This window comes from Pseudomonas sp. UMAB-40, from assembly GCF_900095275.1.
Lineage (GTDB): Bacteria > Pseudomonadota > Gammaproteobacteria > Pseudomonadales > Pseudomonadaceae > Aquipseudomonas > Aquipseudomonas mandelii_B.
Genome location: NZ_LT607614.1, coordinates 1 through 932, shown reverse-complemented (window position 1 = coordinate 932; position 932 = coordinate 1). Strand labels below are relative to the sequence as shown.

Sequence of the window (932 nt, the reverse complement as noted above, 5' to 3'; positions counted from 1 at the left end):
TGGCCGATCGGTGCCTTTAAAAGAGGGCCGAGTGCTACTCATTGCGGCCATTCACGGCAGTCATTTATTGGCCAAAACTTGCCCATTTTTAGGCCCCGAGCACGAAATGGACAATTAGCGCATCCAGGCACGAAGAGCTTCGAACTCAATTGGGCTCGGATGGCGCAGTCGGGCGGCTAAAGATTCCTCTTCGTCTTGAGAAATGAAAGCTTTGACAATTTTCGGGATACTTCGAGGCCCTGCCTGGTAGTTCATGGCAACACACTGTCGACTGAAAATAGCCTCAAGAAGTGCATAATCTGCGGGTAGCAGAGCCGTTTGGATCAATGCCACTTCACTTTTCAGTGCAACACTGAAGTCTGCTTTAGGTGGTAGCCAAGACAGATCTCTAGCGACGCGCACGTATTCCCTTGTCACGAACGAAGAGATATCGGCATGGGCAAGTGGAGATGGCTGTGCAAAATGAAGTACCTGAGCAATCCCCGAAGCGCCGTTTTCCAATTTAACCACGCAGTAAGGCTCACCACCGCCTGTAGCCGCAAAGGGAAGAAAGGTTCGACCTTGCTGGTCATCAGGATTAAGCCACTCATTGATTTCTCGCTCGGCCTGTTCGGCATCAAGCCATATAAAATCTTCAAGGCTACTCAGTGCGGCCGTCGCTGGATGCGTATGCGCTATTCCCATGAGAGTCGCGAGGCGTTCAGGAAACTGAATGTCTATATTGCGCGCAAGCCTTTGAAAGTCCTCTACAACCGCAACGTCTTTTCCATAATTCAAAGTGACAGGCTCTCCGCATCGGTAGCAGGGCGTTTGAAGTTTCGGAATTCATCTCAACTTTCCGGCCGTTTTCAAAACGCATCTTAGGCTGTTTATGCGAGTCCCAAAAGGCGAGAGGTTGCGGACTGGCTGGCGGTGCCAATCACTCTGAATAG

1 protein-coding gene is annotated in these 932 nt (G+C 50.8%); it reads right to left on the bottom strand.

Going from position 1 to position 932, the window contains the following annotated elements; all coding sequences use genetic code 11:
* Positions 1-114: 114 nt before the first annotated feature.
* Positions 115-777, bottom strand: a complete 663-nt coding sequence (locus K0F88_RS32000) for an SMI1/KNR4 family protein (protein ID WP_219097874.1) — start codon at positions 775-777, stop codon at positions 115-117.
* Positions 778-932: the final 155 nt, after the last annotated feature.